We start from the raw sequence: 18,514 nt of genomic DNA, 5'->3' as shown, positions 1-18,514 counted from the left end.
TTGGGCTGTCTTCGCCGCGACACTACACAGACTTGTCGAGAGGTCAAAGGCAGGCTTCAACGGATCTGTGTAAATCAACGATGTAAACCTTTACACGATATATGTAAAGGTTTACATAAGGCTTCTGAGTGGACGGAGAGCCGCTTTGGGAGGACCAGATGACCGTGGAGACCGCCGACACCGCACCCGTGGTGCTGTCCGCCAGGCGCATATGCAAATCCTTCAGTGGAGTGCAGGTCCTTTTCAGCGTGAACTTCGATCTCCGCGCCGGCGAAATCCATGCGCTCATGGGTGAAAACGGCGCCGGCAAATCCACGCTTGTCAAGGTATTGTCGGGTTTCGAACAGCCCAGTTCCGGCGAAATCCTGCTTGATGGCAAGCCCGTTGTCCTGCCGCCCAACGGCGACGCCGAGGCGCTCGGCATCGTCATCATTCACCAGGAATTCAACCTCGCAGAACATCTGACCGTGACGGAGAGCCTCTTTCTCGGGCGCGAAGTCACGCGTTTCGGGATGCTCGACCGTAAATATATGCGGTCGGAGACACGCAAGGTTCTCGACGTGCTCGGTTCGCATGTCGACGAGAATGCGCTGATCAGCACGCTTTCCATCGCGGACAAGCAGATGGTCGAAATCGCCAAGGCGATCAGCCGCGATGCGCGGGTGGTGTTCATGGACGAGCCGACCGCGGTGCTGTCGCGGGAAGAGACCAATATGCTGTTCAAACAGGTTCGCAAGCTTCGCGACCAGGGGACCAGCTTCGTCTTCGTCTCCCACAAGCTCGACGAGGTGATGGAGTTGACCGATCGTGTCACAGTGCTGCGCGACGGCCAATGGATCAAGACTTCGCCGACGTCCGTTCTGGACGGGGAATCGATCGCTCAGCTGATGGTCGGCCGCGAACTCTCCAGCCTTTATCCCGCCAAGGTCGAGCCTGATGTCGACGAGGAGGTCGTCCTCAGAGTCGCTTCGGTGTCGACGGGTTATGTGAAGGATGCGAGCTTCGAGGTGCGCAAGGGCGAGATCATCGGGTTTTCCGGCATGATCGGCTCCGGCCGCACCGAACTGATGGAAGCGATCGCCGGGTTGCGGACCCGTCTCGAGGGCGAGGTGGTCATCAAGGGGGAAACTGTTCCCTCCGGCGACGTCCATGCCGCCAATCGCTGCGGGCTCGCCTACATGACCAAGGACCGCAAGTCGAAAGGCCTGCTGCTGCGCTCCGGCATGGTGACTAATCTGACACTGCAATCGCTCGGAAGGCACGCTCGTCACGGCTATCTCAGCCCGGGCAGCGAGGCGGCCGCGATGGCAAAGGCCAAGCGCCGCTTCGATATCAGGGTTCGCGACGGCAATATCGTCGCCGGCCGGATGTCGGGGGGGAACCAGCAGAAGCTGCTGCTCGCCAAGGTCATGGAGACCGAGCCTCAGATCATTATCATCGACGAGCCGACGCGCGGCATCGATGTCGGCACCAAACAGCAGATCTATCATTTCATCTCGGCGCTCGCCCGGGACGGTCGGTCGATCATCGTGGTGTCGTCGGAGATGCCGGAGGTCATCGGCCTCTGCACCAGAGTGGCGGTGATGCGCGAAGGGCGTATCGTCGGCGTGCTCGAGGGCGAGGAGATTTCCGAGCAGGAGATCATGCGTTACGCGGCCGGGCTCAAGAAGAAGGCTGCCGCCTGAAGGCTGAAGCAAGGCTTTACCGATCAGGGCGACAGATAAGATTCCCAGAAAATATGGGACGGGAGGTTGATTTTGGAAATGAGTGTCAACGAGGAGACCAGGGAAATCCGGCGCCGATCCTGGCGGGATGTCGACCTGCGTGCGGTCGCGCCCTTCGTCGCCCTGGCGCTGCTGCTGATCGTCGGAGCCCTGGTCAATCCCAATTTCATCGGCATCACCAACCTTGCAAATGTCGCAACGCGCAGCGCTTTCATCGCCATCATCGCGGTCGGTGCGACCTTCGTGATATCGGCCGGGGATCTCGATCTGTCTGTCGGCTCGATGGTGGCCTTCGTCGCCAGCCTGATGATCCTGCTGATGAATTCGGGCGCCATCGAAAACCCGGCTTTGATGCTGGTGGTCGCGGTCGCCTTTACCATGGTCGCCGGCGCACTCTGCGGCTTGGCGAACGGCCTGATCACGACGGTGGGCAGGATCGAGCCCTTCATTGCGACGCTCGGTACGATGGGCATCTATCGCGGCCTGACGACATGGCTGTCGCAGGGCGGCGCGATCACGCTTCGCTCCGCCGATATCCAGACGCTCTATCGCCCTGCTTATTTCGGCAATATTGGCGGCATACCGGTGCCGATCGTGGTGATCCTGGCGGTGACGGCGGTTGCGGCCTTCATCCTCTATCGCACCCGCTACGGGCGCCACGTCGTCGCTGTGGGATCAAACAGCGATGTCGCCCGCTATTCGGGCATCGCGGTCAACCGTGTGCGGACGATTGCCTTCGTCATTCAGGGGTTGTGCGTCGCCATTGCCGTGCTGCTCTACGTTCCCCGTCTCGGCTCGACGTCGGCGACGACGGGTATCCTGTGGGAACTGCAGGCGATCACGGCCGTCGTCGTCGGCGGCACGGCGCTCAAGGGTGGCGCGGGCAGGGTCTGGGGCACGATCTGTGGCGCCTTCATTCTCGAACTGGTCGGCAACATCATGCTGCTTTCGAATTTCATCAGCGAGTATCTGATCGGCGCCATCCAGGGTGCGATCATCATCATCGCCATGTTCGTCCAGCGCTCGCTGGTGCGCAAATCATAAATTGGCAAATCATGAATTGACCGGGCTTACAGGGCGTCCGGTCCCGTATGGAAAAGTCCCTGAAGTTATTGGGAGGAAATAGCATGCGTAAATTGATGTTGGGCCTGGCGGTTGCGGCGGTGACGTTCGCCGGCGCCGCTCACGCCCAGGACAAGAAATTCACGATCGGCGTATCCATTCCGGCCGCCGACCACGGTTGGACATCGGGCGTGGTGTTCCATGCCGAACGCGTCGCCAAGCTGCTGATGGCCGAACATCCCGGTCTCAATGTCATCGTCAAGACCTCGCCGGACGCCGCCAGCCAGGCCAACGCCGTGCAGGATCTCGATACGCAGGGCATCGACGCCCTCGTCATCCTGCCGTCGGATCCGGATCCGCTCGTCAACGCCATCAAGGAAGTCAAGGCCAAGGGCAAGTTCGTCGCCCTCGTCGACCGCGCGCCGAGCAACAACGACAATTCCGTGCGCGACCTCTATGTCGCCGGCAACAACCCGGCTCTCGGCGAAGTCGCCGGCAAGTACATCAAGGACACGACGCCGGACGCCGAAGTGGTCATCATCCGCGGTCTGCCGATTCCGATCGACCAGCAGCGCCAGGACGGCTTCGACAAGGGCATTGCCGGCTCGAACGTCAAGGTTCTCGACCGCCAGTACGGCAACTGGAACCGCGACGATGCCTTCAAGGTCATGCAGGACTATCTGACCAAGTACCAGAAGATCGACGTCGTATGGTGCCAGGACGACGACATGGCCGTCGGCGTTCTGCAGGCGATCGAGCAGGCCAAGCGCACCGACATCAAGTATGTCGTCGCCGGCGCCGGCTCCAAGGACATGGTCAAGAAGGTCATGGACGGCGACAAGCTGATCCCGGTCGACGTTCTCTATCCGCCGGCAATGGTCGGCACGGCGATGGAGCTGACGGCTGCGGCCCTCTACGATCAGGTCCCGGTTCATGGCAGCTACATTCTCGATGCGACGCTCGTCACCAAGGAGAATGCCAAGGACTTCTATTTCCCGGATTCGCCGTTCTGATCCATCGACTTGAGACATGCGCCCATTCGAAAGGATGGGCGCATTTTTTATGCTTCCATACGGCGGCTGGCCGAAAATGCTGCACGTACCTCTTGCCCGCCAAAGCCCATCATGATTAGCTCTAAGCCATATCGTAGCTGGCCTCGCGCCAAATCACGAGCCAAGGGCGAGGAGGCGCCTTGCTCCCGCCAAATAGCGTGCTACAACATATCAGAAACGTTTACGGTCGATATTCAGGGAGGAATCTGACATGAAAACGATCAAAGGCCCCGGCCTTTTCCTTGGCCAGTTCGCGGGCGATACTGCTCCTTTCAACTCGTGGGACGCGATCACCAAATGGGCGGCCGACATCGGTTACAAGGGCGTCCAGGTGCCGACCTGGGCCAGTCAGCTGATCGATCTGAAGAAGGCTGCCACGTCCAAGGCCTATTGCGACGAGTTCGCCGGCAAGGCTCGCGAAAACGGCATCGAGATCACCGAACTCTCCACTCACCTGCAAGGCCAGCTCGTCGCCGTGCATCCGGCCTATGACGAAGCCTTCGACGGGTTTGCGGCACCGGAGGTGCGCGGCAATCCGAAGGCGCGTCAGGAATGGGCGGTCGAGCAGGTCAAGATGGCGCTGACCGCATCCAAAAACCTCGGGCTTACGGCGCATGCGACCTTCTCCGGCGCGCTTGCCTGGCCCTTCATCTATCCCTGGCCGCAGCGTCCTGCCGGCCTGGTCGAGACTGCCTTCGACGAACTCGCCCGCCGCTGGACGCCGATCCTCAACCATGCGGACGAAAACGGTATCGACGTCTGCTACGAGATCCACCCGGGCGAGGACCTGCATGACGGCATCACCTTCGAGATGTTCTTGGAGCGGGTGAAGAACCATCCGCGCGCCAACATGCTCTACGATCCCTCGCACTATGTCCTGCAGTGCCTCGATTATCTCGACAACATCGACATCTACAAAGACCGCATCAAGATGTTCCACGTCAAAGATGCGGAGTTCAATCCGACCGGGCGCCAGGGCGTCTACGGCGGCTATCAGGGCTGGGTCGAACGTGCCGGCCGGTTCCGTTCGCTCGGCGACGGCCAGGTCGATTTCGGCGCGGTGTTTTCGAAGATGACGGCGAATAATTTCGACGGCTGGGCCGTGGTCGAATGGGAATGCGCGCTGAAGCATCCGGAAGATGGCGCCCGCGAAGGCGCCGAATTCGTCGCCGCGCATATCATCCGCGTCACCGAGAAAGCCTTCGACGATTTTGCCGGCAGCGGCACGGACCAGGCGGCGAACCGGCGGATGCTGGGGCTCTAACGCATAGGGGTGCCGTGATGCTGCCCCTCACCCTAACCCTCTCCCCGTTCTGACGGGGAGAGGGGACTTGCCACACCAAACGCAGAGATTGCCGTACACATAGCGGCATATCCGTTCGCCCCGCTGGCGGGGAGAAGGTGGCGGCAGCCGGATGAGGGCATGCGTCCGCACCAAGTTTAAATTCCAGGAGGAATCAATGGCAATCGAAGCATCATCCGAACAGACACGCGAGCCGCGCATTCGGCTCGGCATGGTGGGCGGCGGCGCGGGCGCGTTTATCGGCGCGGTGCACCGTATCGCGGCACGCATCGACGATCAGTACGATCTCATCGCTGGCGCGCTGTCGGCTTCGCCCGAAAAGGCGATCGCATCCGGCCGCGACCTCGGCCTCGATCCGTCGCGGACCTATTCCAGCTATCGCGAGATGGCGATCCGCGAGGCGAAGCTGAAGAACGGCATCGAGGCGGTGGCGATCGTCACGCCGAACCATGTTCACTACGATGCGGCCAAGGAATTCCTCAAGCGCGGCATCCATGTCATCTGCGACAAGCCGCTGACATCCAACCTTGCCGATGCGAAGAAGCTGAAGAAGATCGCCGACGAGAGCGGCGCGCTCTTCGTGCTGACGCATAATTACACCGGCTATCCGATGGTCCGCCAGGCGCGCGAGATGATCGCGAACGGCGAACTCGGCGACATCCGCGTCGTCCAGGCCGAATATCCGCAGGACTGGCTGACTGAAGCGGTCGAGCAAACCGGCCAGAAACAGGCCGCCTGGCGCACCGATCCGGCACAGTCCGGCGTCGGAGGCTCGACCGGCGATATCGGCACGCATGCCTATAATCTCGCCGCCTTCATCACCGGTCTCGAGCTCGACAGCCTCGCAGCCGATCTCGACAGTTTCGTTCCGGGCCGCCGCCTGGACGATAATGCGCATGTCATGCTGCGGTTCAAGGCGAAGGGCTCTGAGAAGCCGGCCAAGGGCATGCTCTGGTGCAGCCAGGTGGCGCCCGGCCATGAAAATGGCCTGATGGTCCGCGTCTACGGCACCAAGGGCGGACTGGAATGGACCCAGAAGGACCCGAACTACTTGTGGTATACGCCTTTCGGCGAGCCGAAGCGGCTGATCACCCGCGGCGGCGCCGGTTCAGGCGCGGCTGCCGGCCGTGTCACCCGCGTGCCATCAGGGCATCCGGAAGGCTATCTCGAAGCCTTTGCGACGATCTATACGGAAGCTGCGCATGCGATCAACGCCCGCAAGAAGGGCAAGGCCGTCGACAAGGCAGTGGTCTACCCCACAGTCGATGACGGCGTGAAGGGTGTGGCCTTCGTCGAAGCCTGCGTCGCGTCTTCGAAGAAGAATGGTGCCTGGGTCAAGCTCTGAATTTAATGATCCGCGTCATTGGCGTCGCCCAATGAAAAACGCCGAGGCGGTCTCGTCTGAAGTCGCCTCGGCTTTTTTTTGTTTTATTTCTGATCAGGCCGCAGCAGTGCGGCCGCGCTTCAGAAGGTTATCGACGCTCAACGGTCCCGCACCTGCCGCCACCAGGTAAAGAAACACGAAGCAGAACAGGATCGCCGCGACGCCGCCGTTCTGGGCCGGGTAGATGCCCTTCGAGGCATGCCCGATGAAATAGGCGAAGGCCATCAGGCCGGAGAGCACGAAGGCTGCGATACGGGTCTGGAATCCCACTAGAACCAGGAAGCCGAGCGTGAGTTCGATAAATCCGGCAACCCAGGAAAGCGAGCCAACTGGCGGCACGCTTGCCGCAATCGGAAAATGCAAAATCTTTTGCGTTCCATAGCTGAAAAGCACAAGCGACGAGACAATGCGCAGCAAGCTCAGCAGATGGGGCCGCAGCAGATGGATCGAAGACAGCATTGGATTCCTTTCATATTTGTGATGCCATTTCCCGTGTAAAGATCGTGGTCCCAACAGCAAGTCACGACTGCTGACATTGCCGTTATGAGTGCGAGAGGGCGGAGAAGGAGGCGCTTCCTGCAACGTTGCAGTTTTTCTCGCCGCCGACCTGTACTTTGCCTTCAGGCTTGGCTAAATCCCGGCAAACGGCCTCAACCTAGAGATAGGATTTACAGATGATCGATCCGAAAAAACTGGCAGAGCGCTTGCCCGGCGACTTCACTTTCGGCGTCGCCACCGCTGCCTTCCAGATCGAAGGCGCCAGCAAGGCCGATGGCCGCAAGCCATCCATCTGGGATGCTTTCTGCAATATGCCTGGCCGCGTCCATAATCGCGATAACGGCGACGTTGCCTGCGATCACTACAATCGCCTGGAACAGGACCTCGATCTCATCAAGGAGATGGGTGTCGAAGCCTACCGGTTCTCGATTGCCTGGCCGCGCATTATCCCCGAAGGCACGGGTCCGGTGAACGAGGCCGGCCTCGATTTCTACGACCGGCTGGTCGACGGCTGCAAGGCGCGCGGCATCAAGACCTTCGCGACGCTCTACCACTGGGATCTGCCTCTGTTGCTCGCCGGCGAGGGCGGCTGGACGGCGCGCTCGACCGCCTATGCGTTTCAGCGCTATGCCAAGACGGTGATGAACCGCCTTGGCGATCGCCTCGACCGGGTGGCGACCTTCAACGAACCCTGGTGCATCGTCTGGCTCAGCCACCTCTACGGCATCCATGCTCCGGGCGAGCGCAACATGCAGGCTGCGCTTCACGCCATGCATTACATGAACCTTGCCCATGGTCTCGGCATCGAGGCGATCCGCTCGGAAGCCCCCAACGTGCCGGTCGGGCTTGTGCTCAACGCCGCCTCGATCATTCCCGGCTCCGACAGCCCGGCCGATCTTGCCGCCGGCGAGCGTGCGCATCAGTTCCACAACGGCGCCTTCTTCGATCCCGTCTTCAAGGGCGAATATCCGAAGGAATTCGTCGAGGCGCTCGGCGACCGCATGCCTGTTATCGAAGATGGCGACCTAAAGCTCATCAGCCAGAAACTCGACTGGTGGGGCCTGAACTATTACAAGCCCGAGCGGGTCACCGACGATGGCGAACGCAAAGGCGATTTCCCCTGGACGGTGGAGGCGCCGCCGGCAAGTGACGTCAAGACCGATATCGGCTGGGAAATCTATGCGCCGGGCCTGAAGCTGTCGATCGAGGATCTCTACCGCCGCTACGAACTGCCGGAATGCTACATCACCGAGAACGGCGCCTGCGACAACACCGATGTCATCGACGGTGAGGTCGACGATACGATGCGCCTCGACTATGTCGGAGATCACCTCGAAATCGTTGCCGGCCTCATCAAGGACGGCTATCCCCTGCGCGGCTATTTCGCCTGGAGCCTGATGGACAATTTCGAATGGGCGGAAGGCTACCGTATGCGCTTCGGTCTCGTCCATGTCGATTATGAAACCCAACTGCGCACGGTGAAGAAGAGCGGCAAGTGGTATCGCGAACTCGCGGCGCAATTCCCGAAGGGCAATCACAAGGCGGTTTAGCGCAGCTGCCTCGCGGGCACTTGAGAGAGGCACCTGTCTGACGCTTATCGCGAGCCATCTGGGCGCGCGGACTTCCGGCCGGCATGGCAAGCTGACGTTGCTTGCCAGCATTTTCGCGACGACCGGCGGCAGGCAGAAAAATAGATCGCGAGAGGCCTGCAACAGGCGGTTGCTTAAACGTTTTTGAACCCTTGACTGGCAAAGTCCAACGGTCAGGGAGCCGTAATGCAGACAGCCGGAAAGTCGCAGAGCAAAGGATCGGGAATAAGCCGTCACATCACCGTCACCGGCGTGCTTTTCTCCTTCGCAGTCATCGTCGCGGTCGTCACCATCATGGTGCTGACGGCGCTCGAACGCGTGGCCGAAAATTCCAATGTTCTCGATGACGAGCGCTCGCGCGAAACGACGGTCGGCGCGTTGAAGACCTTCGAGGATCAGCTCGGCGCGACGCTCGACGACTACGCCGCCTGGGATGACGCTGCCGTCAACGTCTACGCAGCCGACGGTATGGCCTGGACGGTGAGCAACTACGGCGAGATGTCGGTCAACAGCTCGCTTTTCGACATGGCGATCGTCATCGATGCCGAGAAGAAAGCAATCATGGCCTATCGCGACGGCAAGCCGATGGAGGAGCCGCTCACGGATTTCTTCGCGCCGTCGCTCTGGACCCTATTCGACACGGTGAAGGCGGCCGGCCCGGCCGATCGTCCTCAGGCGATCGGTTTCGTCACCACCAAGCGGGGCATTGCCGCCGTCGGCGTGGCATTGGTGCGGAAAAAGTCCGGTTCGCTGGATGTGCCCGCCGGCCAGCAGCGCTATCTCGTTTTTGCCCGCCATCTCGATGACGACAGGGTGACCGCTCTCGGCCAGACCTATGTCATCGGCGGGCTGAGGCTGGCGCCGCCGAGCTTTGCGGCCGACTATCTCGTGCCGATCGTCGACCCGACGGGGGCAACGCTCGGCAAGCTCGTGTGGATCTCGCGTTCACCCGGCGATATCGGCTATGCACAGGTGCGGCCGATGGTCATCCAGGCGCTCGGCCTCGTCGGGTTGTTCTTCGTTGTGCTGCTGGTCATCGGCTGGCTTGCCGGCCGCCGCCTGAAGGCGGAGGAAAACAGCGCTCGCGAGGAGGCGCTGCGCGACAGGCTGAGCGGTCTTTCCAATCGCGACGGCCTCGGGCTTGCCGTCGATCGTTTTGTCGTCGAGGCACGCCAGACCAAGCGCAATGTGCTACTTCTTTATCTCGACCTCGATGGCTTCAAGGAAGTCAATGACAGCTATGGCCACGGCACCGGCGACCAGTTGATCCGGGCGGTTGCGGCCGGGCTCGATGTACTCATTCCGCAAGGTGCGGTTCTCGCCCGCATCGGCGGCGATGAATTTGCGATCGCCTTTCTCTCCGACAGCGAGAATGCCGCGGCCCTGCAGCTCGCCGAACAGATTCTCGATTTTCTCGTCGAGCCATTGGAGATCGGTCGCCGTGTCGTCGTCGTCGGGGCAAGCATCGGTATCGCCATGTCGCCTTTCGGTGCGATCGGGCGTGAGGAGCTGGTGCGCCGTTCCGACCTTGCCATGTACAAGGCGAAGGAAGCCGGCCGCGCGCGCATGACGCTCTACGATCCGTCGATGGACGCCGATCGAGAGCAGCGCAATGCGCTGGAACTCGATCTGCGGATCGCCATCGAAAGCGGCGACCTGACGCTTGCCTACCAGCCACTGATCGATGCGGCGACGCATGCGATGACCGGCGTCGAGGCGCTGGTGCGCTGGAACCGTCCAGGCCATGGCCCTGTGTCGCCCGAACTGTTCATCCCGATCGCCGAGACCAGCGGCCTCATCGAATCGCTCGGCCTGTTCGTGCTGCGCAAGGCCTGTGAGACAGCCAAGCAATGGCCCGAACTCAACGTTTCGGTCAACGTCTCGCCCGGCCAGTTCCGCAATCCCGCCTTTACCGACTATGTGCGCTACGTGTTGAAGCAGACGGAGATCGAGGCCGGTCGCATCACGCTCGAGATCACCGAAGGCTATATGATCCAGAACCCGCAGCGCACCCGCCAGTCGATCGAACGGCTGAAGGGGCTCGGGGTCAAGGTGGCGCTCGACGATTTTGGTTCCGGCTTCTCCTCGATCGGTTATCTCAGGCAGTTCGGCTTCGACCGCATCAAGATCGACCGCTCGCTGGTCATGGGTGTCAACGACAAACGCCAGCGCGAGATGCTGCAGGCGACGGTAGCGCTCGCCCGCTCGCTCGACATTCCGGTGACGGCCGAAGGCATCGAGACCGAGGAGCAGGCGATAGCCATGCGCCTTTTCGGCTGCGACTGCCTGCAGGGCTATTGGTTCGGAAAGCCCGTGATATCAGACTTTATCACCGAGATGCTGAACGAGCGGCGTGCAGCCGGGCCGGAAACTCGGCGCCGTATCGGCGCTGTCTGACCGGTAGCCTGATCTTCAGACAGCAAGGCTGATCCAATCAGAAGTCCGGCTTAGCTGCCGATATGCCGTTGGCCACGCTTTTTGGCGAGAGCGATCTGGTGCTGACGCTGACGGTAGCGCAGCCGGTCTTCCTCCGTGCGCGAGTGGTAGCAGTGGCTGCAGGAAACGCCTTCCTCGTAGAGCGGCGAAGTGATTTCCTCGGCGGTGATCGGGTTGCGGCAGGCGTGGCACAGCCTGTGTTCGCCTTGCTTCAGACCGTGTTCGACGGAGACGCGCTCGTCGAAGACGAAGCAGGCGCCATCCCAGAGGCTTTCCTCCTGCGGCACTTCCTCCAGATATTTCAGGATGCCGCCCTTCAGATGATAGACCTCATCGAAGCCCTCAGCCTTCATGAAAGCGGTGGCCTTCTCGCAGCGTATGCCGCCGGTGCAGTACATGGCGACCTTCGGCTTGTTGCGCAGGCCGGGATTGTTGCGCACCCAATCGGGAAATTCACGGAAAGTCTTGGTCTTCGGGTCGAGCGCGCCGCGAAAGGTGCCGATTGCCGTCTCGTAATCGTTGCGGGTGTCGATGACGATGGTATCGGGATCGGAGATTAGCGCGTTCCAGTCCTTGGCCGCCACATAGGTGCCGACCACCTTGTTGGGGTCGATGTCCTCGACGCCCATGGTGACGATTTCCTTTTTCAGCTTCACCTTCATGCGCAGGAAGGGCATTTTCGAGGCGCGGCTTTCCTTGTGCTCGAGGCCCGAAAATTCCGGCTGGGCGCGCAGGAAGGCGAGGGCGGCGTGAATGCCGGCATCCGGGCCCGCGATCGTGCCATTGATGCCCTCATGCGCCAGAAGCAGCGTTCCCTTGACGCCGTTCTCCTCGCAAAGCGTCTGCAGCGGCGCTTGCAGGCTGGCAAAGCGCGGCACGGAAACGAAATGGTAGAGTGCGGCCACGAGGAACGGGCTAGTGTGTGTCAGGCTGTCGGTCATGGGCCGGAAATACAGAAAATCAGCGGGCCGCGCAATTGCCTTCGCCAGCGGCCGCCTTGACCGGTGACCGATTACGCCCGCGCCTGCCACGCGGAAAACGGCCGCGCGCCGAAACTCCGGTCGGGGATGTCGTCGAGAATGTTGATGAACTCGATCGAGTGCCCGTCCGGATCCTTGAAATAGATCGACAGCGCCGGCATCCAGCCGAGAACCACCGGCTCCGTTGCCGGTTCGCCGGTAAAGCCGAGAGGTTCCACACCCTTTGCCTTGAGAGTGGCGGGCGCCTGCAGCACGCCGTCGGCGGTCATGCGGAAGGCGATGTGCAGCCGCATCTTCAGCGGCCCGGTTCCGGTTTCCCAAAGGCCGAGCATGCCGGTCTTCCTATCGTCCACCCAGAGGAAAGCGACTTTACGCTCCTCGAATGAGGCTGCCGGTTCGAGCCCAACGACATCGCGGTAGAAATCGATGGAGGTCTTGAGGTCTGCAACGGTCAGATGGGTCTCGTAGATTCCGAGCACCTTCGGCATCGGTGTTGTTTCTGCGGTCATGTCTTCCTCGCGATCGGATCTCTGCATGTTTCGATCGCGGGAGGCTAGAACCTCAACAATAGTTGAGGTCAACAGCTTTTTTTCAGGCGGTCATTGAGTGGCGGCGTAGCTTGTCAGGCGGGGATTTTTCGAGATTTCGGAGAATGCGCCGTCGGAACCGATACCCGGTCTCTTACGTCACGGCCGCCCAGAGCAGCTCGATGCGCTGCGCTTCCTCATCCGGATGATCGGAAAAGACGATTTCGGCTTTCAGCAGGGCTTCCCGCCGGTCTTGCTGCTGGCGGAAGATGATGGCGTCGAGCAGATGCGTCAGGTCGTCGTTGCGGTTGAAGAGCTGCGGTTCGGCTTCGACGAGTTCGGAGAGCACGACGAGATCATGGATATGGCCGAGATCCTCGACGAGCGTCTTGGCCGCATCACGCTTGGCCTTCATGGCGCCCGGCCAGATGTCACGCAAAAGGGCGTGGTAGAGCCGGTAATCATAGGTGCGCTTGCGCAGATCGTGAAAATCCTCGGCCGTGCCCTCGTCATGGCAGGCCGTCAGCGCTGCCTTTGCTTTCAGGCTCGTGCGGCGCCAGCTTTTCGCCAGCATGCGGGCATTCTTGCGGTGACTGTGGTCGAAAGAGATCGTGTCGAGCGAGGTGATCGCTTCCTTCAGCGTACCGGCGACTTCCATCAGCCGCTGTTCCAGCCCGCGTTCGGCCTCTGCCATCCAGTCGCGACGTCCTTCCAGGATTGTGATGATGCGGCCGAGAGCTTCGTTCTCGTCGGGGCTGCGGGCGGTGCGCCGTAGATATTCCACGGTGCCGATGAGTGCTGCCGCATCGCGGATTGCCGATAGCGATCGCGCGGTTTCGCGCAGCCTTGCATTTTCACGTTTCTGGAAATCCGGTACCTCGCGGGCGACGAGCCGGTAGAGCGAGCGCAACCGCTTCAGGTTCTTGCGGAAGGAATGGATCGCCTCGTCCACCCCGTCCGGCTGCTCTTCGAGAACAGTCACTGCATGGAGGAGCTGTTTCTTGGCGACGCTGCGGAATTCCTCGGTGAAATCGGCCTCAGGCCGTATGCGATAGCCCATGCCGGTCATGCTCGTATTCTGTGGCGAGGGCCTGGTTGGAATAGCGGAAATCGCCGGTCACCTCGCGTCCGAGCCAGGCGGGCAGGGCGGGATTGTCGGTCTCCGCCGTCATCTCCACCTCGGCGATCACCAGTCCGCGGTGCTCGCCGGCAAAGACGTCGACTTCCCAGACGAAGCCCTCATAGGGAACACGGTGACGGGTCTTCTCGATGACGACGCCGATCGCATTCTGCAACAGCTCTTCGGCATCGGCGATCGGGATGTCGTATTCGAATTCGTCACGGGTGATAGTGCTGCGGCCGATCTTGATCGTCAGTTTCGCTTTCCTGCCGTCGAGGATGCGCACCCGGACGGAACGGTCGTCCATCGAGGCGATGTAGCCCTGCCGGAAGACAGACTTCGTCTCGACAGCGGAACGCCATCCATCGCCGCGTACAAGAAACTTCCGCTCGATCTCTTTCGCCATACCGGTGAACCTTTTGTGACGATTGCGGCACGGTAGACCAATTTCCACGCATTTCATACCCATCTTGTCCTGCGGTCTGGTTTTATCTCGACAAGGTTCCGTGGGGGCGTTATTCGGGATCCGAATTCAATCGTTTCAAGGAAGTCGCACGACCATGGGCGAGAAAACAGAGAAGCTCCTTTCCATCCTGAAGCTCCAGCCGGTCGTTCCGGTTTTGATCGTCGACGATGCCAAGTCGGCGGTACCGCTGGCCCGGGCGCTCGTCGCGGGCGGGTTGAAGGCGATCGAGATCACCATGCGCACGCCGGCAGCCCTCGAGGCCGTGCGCGCCGTCGCAGCCGAGGTCGAGGGCGCCGAAGTCGGCGCCGGCACGATCCTCAATGTCGCCCATTGGGAAGCCGCCGTCGCGGCCGGGTCAAAGTTCATCGTCAGCCCGGGCACGACGCAGGAACTGCTCGATGCCGCCGCCGATTCCGACGTGCCGTTGCTTCCGGGGGCTGCGACCGCCAGCGAAGTCATGGCGCTGCGCGAAGAAGGCTACCAGGTGCTGAAATTCTTCCCGGCGGAGCAGGCCGGCGGCGCCGCCTATCTCAAGGCGCTGTCCTCGCCGCTTGCCGGCACGTTGTTCTGCCCGACCGGCGGTATTTCGCTGAAGAACGCCAATGATTATCTCTCGCTGCCGAACGTCATCTGCGTCGGCGGTTCGTGGGTGGCGCCGAAGGAACTGGTCGCGGCCGGCGACTGGGCTGGCATTACCAAGCTCGCGGCAGAGGCTGCCGCGTTGAAGGCCTGACGTTCGTATTCGGGCGGGCGGGTGCGTGCTGCACCCGCAGTCGAACTCTCCGTGTTTGTATTTCGGCCGTCGCAAACCTATGTTCTGCTCCAACCTCAAAAAGGGAGATGACGAGGAATGTTCGACGCGAAGAAGCTTCTCGACCAGTTCTTGGGTTCGCAGGTGCCGGGTCTTGGCGGTTCGGTCCGCGACAGGGCGGGCGATGCCGTGCAGACGGCCAGGAATAATCCGATGAAGACCGGCGCGATTGCCGCGGCGCTGCTCGGCACCAAGACCGGCCGCAGTATTGCCGGCAATGCGCTGGCGATCGGCGGTCTTGCCGCGATTGCCGGCCTCGGCTACCAGGCCTACAAGAATTACCAGGCCGGGCAGGCGCCCGCTGCCCCTTCGGATGCACCGTCCGCCAATAATCCGGTGCTCCTGCCGCCGCCCGTCGAATCCGGTTTCGGGCCGACATCGCCTGCCGGCAGCAATGAATTTGTGCTGGTGCTGATCCGCGCGATGATCGCCGCCGCCAAGGCCGACGGCCATATCGACGATGCCGAACGCGCCCTCATCATGGACAAGGTCAAGGCCGCCGACGTCAGCGGCGAGGCTGCGGCCTTCATCGAGCATGAACTCGCTTCGCCGACGGATATCGATGCGCTCGTTGCCGCCGCGACGACGGAAGAACAGCGCGTCGAGCTTTACACCGCTTCGCGGCTCACCATCGACCCGGATTCGCGTGCCGAGCGCGGTTATCTCGATCTGCTTGCCGGCCGCCTCGGCCTTGCCGACCAGCTGGTAGACCATATCGAGGCAACGGTGTCCTCCGCCAAGGTGACCTTGTCACAGTGACATCTAAAGCATGTTGCGCAAAAGTGTGCAGCGGTTTTGCGACAACGACATGCGTTGGAAATAGGGGCCTAAAGCGCGACGCGCTTTAGGCCGGTTGCCTTTGTCGGGCGGCTGGCCTATCCACTCTTCCGAAAAGGGGAGTGACCATGCGCGATCTTGCAAATTTTAAGGGCTGCCCGGCGCCGAAGCCGGTCACGCTGAAGGGCCGTTTCGTTACCGTAGAGCCGTATCGGCGCGCCGAACATCTCGAGGCGCTGTGGGACGGGCTCGGCGGCATGGGCATCAATCCACTGCTTCTCTATTTCGCCCAGGACGATTTCTCCGGTATCGACGATTTCGCCAAGTGGCTGGAAACCGTCTACACCAAGTCCGGCTGGCTCACCCATATCTTCCGCGACAACGCCACCGGCAAGATTCTGGGAATGGCGAATTACATGCGCGCCGACCCGGCAAACGGCGTCGTCGAGATCGGCGGTGTGGCGCACGGGCCTGAAATGAAGCGGTCGCCGCTTTCGACCGAGGCGCATTACCTGATGGCCAAACACGTCTTCGAGGATCTCGGCTACCGCCGCTACGAATGGAAATGCGACAATAACAACGAGGCGAGCAAAACGACGGCTGACCGTTACGGCTTCAGCTTCGAAGGCGTCTTCCGCCAACACATGATTTCCAAGCGTCGCAACCGCGATACTGCCTGGTTCTCGATGATCGATGCCGAATGGCCGATGATCAACGATGCCTTCGAAGCCTGGCTTTCGCCTGGGAATTTCGATGCCAAGGGCAACCAGATCCGTCGCCTGCAGGACATCCGCGCCGATCTTGAAAAGGAAAGGCTGGTATGAGCCCGGAAAGCCGCTCGCAGGCGACAGCCGCCGGCATCATCCTGCTTAGCGCCGCTCTCGTCATCTATTTCCTGCCGACCATCGTGCTGTGGATCGGCAATTTCTCGCCGACGCTGGCGATCGTCGTCGGCGTCTGTCTGATCATGGCGTTTTTTGCAGTTTTCTGGCTGCGGGCGCGTTACCAGCGCAGCCGGGGAAAGTAATTTTATCCCTGCAGCGAGGCTCCGAGCAGCAGGGCGCCCATCAGCATGACGAGCACAGCGCCGAGGATTTCGATGGCATTGCCGACCCAGATCGAGGCGGTCGAGCCGCGTCCGGAGAGGCGGACGGCCGCACTCTTGGCGGTGACCGCAAGTGTGGCAAGCAGGGAAACGGTGATCGCCGTGCCGAGCGACATGGCAGCGACCGAAAGCACGCCGCCGAGATAGAGCCCGTTCAGCAGTGAGAAGGTCATGACCAGCAATGCGCCGGAGCAGGGGCGCAGACCGACGGCAACGATCGCCGACCAGGCCTCGCTGGCGCTGAACTTGTCGCCGCCGAGCAGGGCTGGATCGGGCACATGGGCATTGCCGCAGGTCTCGCAGAGCATGCCGGGAACGAAGGTGTGGCCGGCTTCGACAGGCTGCGCCTTGCCGTTGAAGGTATAGGCCTGGCGTTCGGCGGCATTGTCCTTCCAGTCGAGCATCATGCTGACCGGACCGGCAGGCGTCGCCATCAGCCGGCGGCGCGGCATGTTGCCCACCAGCGAGCGCAGTTTGCGAAACAGCAGCCAGCCGCCGAAGAGGATGACCATGATGAAGCTTGCGATCTCCATCGCGTGGGTCGCTGCCGTCAGCGTGATGCCGGTGCCGCGCAGCACCAGCCAGGCGCCGCCGACCAACGCCACCGCCATCACGCCCTGGACGAAGGCCGAAATGAAGGAAATCACCACGCCGCGCTTCAGCTCGACCTCGTTGGCGATCATGTAGGAAGAGATGACCGCCTTGCCGTGGCCCGGGCCGGCGGCATGGAAGACGCCATAGGCGAAGGAGAGGCCGATCAGCGATGCCAGCTGCCAGGGGTCTTGGCGCATCGCCTTCAAGGCGCCGGTCAGCGCCCGATAGAAGGCCTGCTGCTCATAGTTCACATAGAGCAAGAGCGGTGCGAGCGGCCCGCCTGTCGGCTGGAAGCTCGGCTCCGCCGTGCCGATGCCGAGTGGCGATTGCGCATGGGCGAGGCTTGCCGCCGTCACCAGTGCGAAGACGGCGGCGGAAAGGATGAGGGACAGGCGTTTCGTCAGCATGTGACCTCCAGCCGGGTGGCGAAGAGTTTGGACATGTTGGTGCCGGTGGGATCGTTGAAGAAGGCGTCCGTCAGCGACTGTTTGTTTTGCGAGATTACCTCGTCGGCATCCGGCCGCACCACCTGATGTTTGCAGGCCTTGAAGCCGTCGCCGACGATTGCCAGCTCGTTGTCTGTGGGAAAATCGATCGAGGTATAGAGCGTCGGGTCGTAGACGCCGAAGGTGAGCCTGCCCTTCAGCGGCATCTTCTCCACCGGCTTCACCGCGAAGAACATCAGCAGCTGGCCATCCTTGTAGTCGACATGGATGATGTCGGGCTTCTGGACGGTGATGTTCTTCCCGTTGATCGTCAGGTTCATGTAGTAGTCGTAATCGGCAAGCGACTTCTTGACCGTGTTGCCGACGTCGGTCAGCTCGTTCGGCTCCAGCTTCAGGTCGGTGTTCTTGTCGAAATCCATGACCACAGAGGACGAAAAGACCTCGTCGAAGCGCCAGACATTGCGCAGTTCCTCGACATTGCCGTCCTTGCCGGCCACGACTTCGAGACGCGCCTCCACGAAGATGTGCGGATGGGCAAAGGCGGCGGCCGGCGCCAGCGAAAGGAGCGCGGCGATCAGTATCGTTGAATGTCTCATCTATCCCGCTGCCCTGTTCGCTGCCCCAGACTTCTTGCCAGAAA

Annotated in this window: 18 protein-coding genes; 11 read left to right on the top strand and 7 right to left on the bottom strand. The window is 61.4% G+C overall.

The window, feature by feature from the left end; all coding sequences use genetic code 11:
• The first annotated feature begins 158 nt into the window (after positions 1-158).
• The 5 genes from RLCC275e_RS18840 to RLCC275e_RS18820 all read left to right on the top strand — a co-directional run bounded on the left by RLCC275e_RS18840 (position 159) and on the right by RLCC275e_RS18820 (position 6,486).
• Complete coding sequence (locus RLCC275e_RS18840) at positions 159-1,685, top strand: sugar ABC transporter ATP-binding protein (protein ID WP_033179618.1); 1,527 nt, start codon at positions 159-161, stop codon at positions 1,683-1,685.
• A gap of 78 nt (positions 1,686-1,763) precedes the next feature.
• Positions 1,764-2,768 carry an ABC transporter permease gene (locus RLCC275e_RS18835; RefSeq protein WP_033179619.1) on the top strand — a complete coding sequence of 335 codons (1,005 nt, stop codon included), beginning with the start codon at positions 1,764-1,766 and terminating at the stop codon, positions 2,766-2,768.
• A gap of 83 nt (positions 2,769-2,851) precedes the next feature.
• A complete protein-coding gene (locus RLCC275e_RS18830) occupies positions 2,852-3,799 on the top strand; it encodes a substrate-binding domain-containing protein (RefSeq protein ID WP_003543021.1) in 948 nt (315 codons plus the stop codon).
• 250 nt (positions 3,800-4,049) lie between these two features.
• Positions 4,050-5,102, top strand: coding sequence for a sugar phosphate isomerase/epimerase family protein (locus RLCC275e_RS18825; protein WP_020051689.1), 1,053 nt, complete (start codon positions 4,050-4,052; stop codon positions 5,100-5,102).
• Between the two features lie 196 nt (positions 5,103-5,298).
• Positions 5,299-6,486 (top strand): Gfo/Idh/MocA family protein, encoded by a 1,188-nt coding sequence (locus RLCC275e_RS18820; protein ID WP_003552932.1) that lies wholly within the window; start codon positions 5,299-5,301, stop codon positions 6,484-6,486.
• A gap of 93 nt (positions 6,487-6,579) precedes the next feature.
• Here the strand turns inward: RLCC275e_RS18820 and RLCC275e_RS18815 are convergent, their stop codons facing one another.
• Positions 6,580-6,984 (bottom strand): DoxX family protein, encoded by a 405-nt coding sequence (locus RLCC275e_RS18815; protein WP_033179620.1) that lies wholly within the window; start codon positions 6,982-6,984, stop codon positions 6,580-6,582.
• Positions 6,985-7,199: 215 nt separating this feature from the next.
• Between RLCC275e_RS18815 and RLCC275e_RS18810 the strand changes: the two genes are divergently transcribed.
• Both RLCC275e_RS18810 and RLCC275e_RS18805 read left to right on the top strand, forming a co-directional pair.
• Entirely contained in the window at positions 7,200-8,573 is a 1,374-nt protein-coding gene (locus RLCC275e_RS18810) for a GH1 family beta-glucosidase (protein WP_033179621.1), read from the top strand.
• A 225-nt stretch (positions 8,574-8,798) separates the two neighbouring features.
• Positions 8,799-11,009 (top strand): bifunctional diguanylate cyclase/phosphodiesterase, encoded by a 2,211-nt coding sequence (locus RLCC275e_RS18805; protein WP_033179622.1) that lies wholly within the window; start codon positions 8,799-8,801, stop codon positions 11,007-11,009.
• A gap of 50 nt (positions 11,010-11,059) precedes the next feature.
• Here RLCC275e_RS18805 and trhO read toward each other — a convergent pair whose 3' ends face one another.
• From trhO to RLCC275e_RS18785, 4 genes are all read right to left on the bottom strand, one after another.
• Entirely contained in the window at positions 11,060-11,989 is a 930-nt protein-coding gene (trhO, locus tag RLCC275e_RS18800) for an oxygen-dependent tRNA uridine(34) hydroxylase TrhO (protein ID WP_033179623.1), read from the bottom strand.
• A gap of 71 nt (positions 11,990-12,060) precedes the next feature.
• Positions 12,061-12,537, bottom strand: coding sequence for a VOC family protein (locus RLCC275e_RS18795; protein ID WP_033180612.1), 477 nt, complete (start codon positions 12,535-12,537; stop codon positions 12,061-12,063).
• A gap of 172 nt (positions 12,538-12,709) precedes the next feature.
• Positions 12,710-13,615: a CHAD domain-containing protein gene (locus RLCC275e_RS18790; RefSeq protein WP_003552911.1), complete on the bottom strand. Its 906-nt coding sequence runs from the start codon at positions 13,613-13,615 to the stop codon at positions 12,710-12,712.
• Positions 13,593-14,081: a CYTH domain-containing protein gene (locus tag RLCC275e_RS18785; protein ID WP_033179624.1), complete on the bottom strand. Its 489-nt coding sequence runs from the start codon at positions 14,079-14,081 to the stop codon at positions 13,593-13,595. The genes RLCC275e_RS18790 and RLCC275e_RS18785 overlap by 23 nt, the downstream gene beginning before the upstream one ends.
• Before the next feature lie 154 nt (positions 14,082-14,235).
• Between RLCC275e_RS18785 and RLCC275e_RS18780 the strand changes: the two genes are divergently transcribed.
• The 4 genes from RLCC275e_RS18780 (at position 14,236) to RLCC275e_RS18765 (ending at position 16,756) form a co-directional block, all read left to right on the top strand.
• Positions 14,236-14,874 carry a 2-dehydro-3-deoxy-phosphogluconate aldolase gene (locus RLCC275e_RS18780; RefSeq protein ID WP_018072738.1) on the top strand — a complete coding sequence of 213 codons (639 nt, stop codon included), beginning with the start codon at positions 14,236-14,238 and terminating at the stop codon, positions 14,872-14,874.
• A 117-nt stretch (positions 14,875-14,991) separates the two neighbouring features.
• Positions 14,992-15,711 carry a tellurite resistance TerB family protein gene (locus RLCC275e_RS18775; protein WP_033179625.1) on the top strand — a complete coding sequence of 240 codons (720 nt, stop codon included), beginning with the start codon at positions 14,992-14,994 and terminating at the stop codon, positions 15,709-15,711.
• Positions 15,712-15,857: 146 nt separating this feature from the next.
• Positions 15,858-16,553, top strand: coding sequence for a GNAT family N-acetyltransferase (locus tag RLCC275e_RS18770; RefSeq protein ID WP_033179626.1), 696 nt, complete (start codon positions 15,858-15,860; stop codon positions 16,551-16,553).
• The gene (locus tag RLCC275e_RS18765) at positions 16,550-16,756 is read left to right on the top strand and encodes a hypothetical protein (RefSeq protein WP_017962148.1); all 207 of its coding nucleotides are present in this window, start codon (positions 16,550-16,552) and stop codon (positions 16,754-16,756) included. The genes RLCC275e_RS18770 and RLCC275e_RS18765 overlap by 4 nt, the downstream gene beginning before the upstream one ends.
• Positions 16,757-16,758: 2 nt before the next feature.
• Here RLCC275e_RS18765 and RLCC275e_RS18760 read toward each other — a convergent pair whose 3' ends face one another.
• Both RLCC275e_RS18760 and RLCC275e_RS18755 read right to left on the bottom strand, forming a co-directional pair.
• The gene (locus tag RLCC275e_RS18760) at positions 16,759-17,835 is read right to left on the bottom strand and encodes a nickel/cobalt transporter (protein WP_033179627.1); all 1,077 of its coding nucleotides are present in this window, start codon (positions 17,833-17,835) and stop codon (positions 16,759-16,761) included.
• Positions 17,829-18,470 carry a DUF1007 family protein gene (locus RLCC275e_RS18755; RefSeq protein WP_018072743.1) on the bottom strand — a complete coding sequence of 214 codons (642 nt, stop codon included), beginning with the start codon at positions 18,468-18,470 and terminating at the stop codon, positions 17,829-17,831. Before RLCC275e_RS18755 ends, RLCC275e_RS18760 begins: the two co-directional genes overlap by 7 nt.
• Positions 18,471-18,514: the final 44 nt, after the last annotated feature.

This window comes from Rhizobium brockwellii (genome assembly GCF_000769405.2).
Lineage (GTDB): Bacteria > Pseudomonadota > Alphaproteobacteria > Rhizobiales > Rhizobiaceae > Rhizobium > Rhizobium brockwellii.
This window is presented reverse-complemented; position numbering and strand designations above follow the sequence as displayed.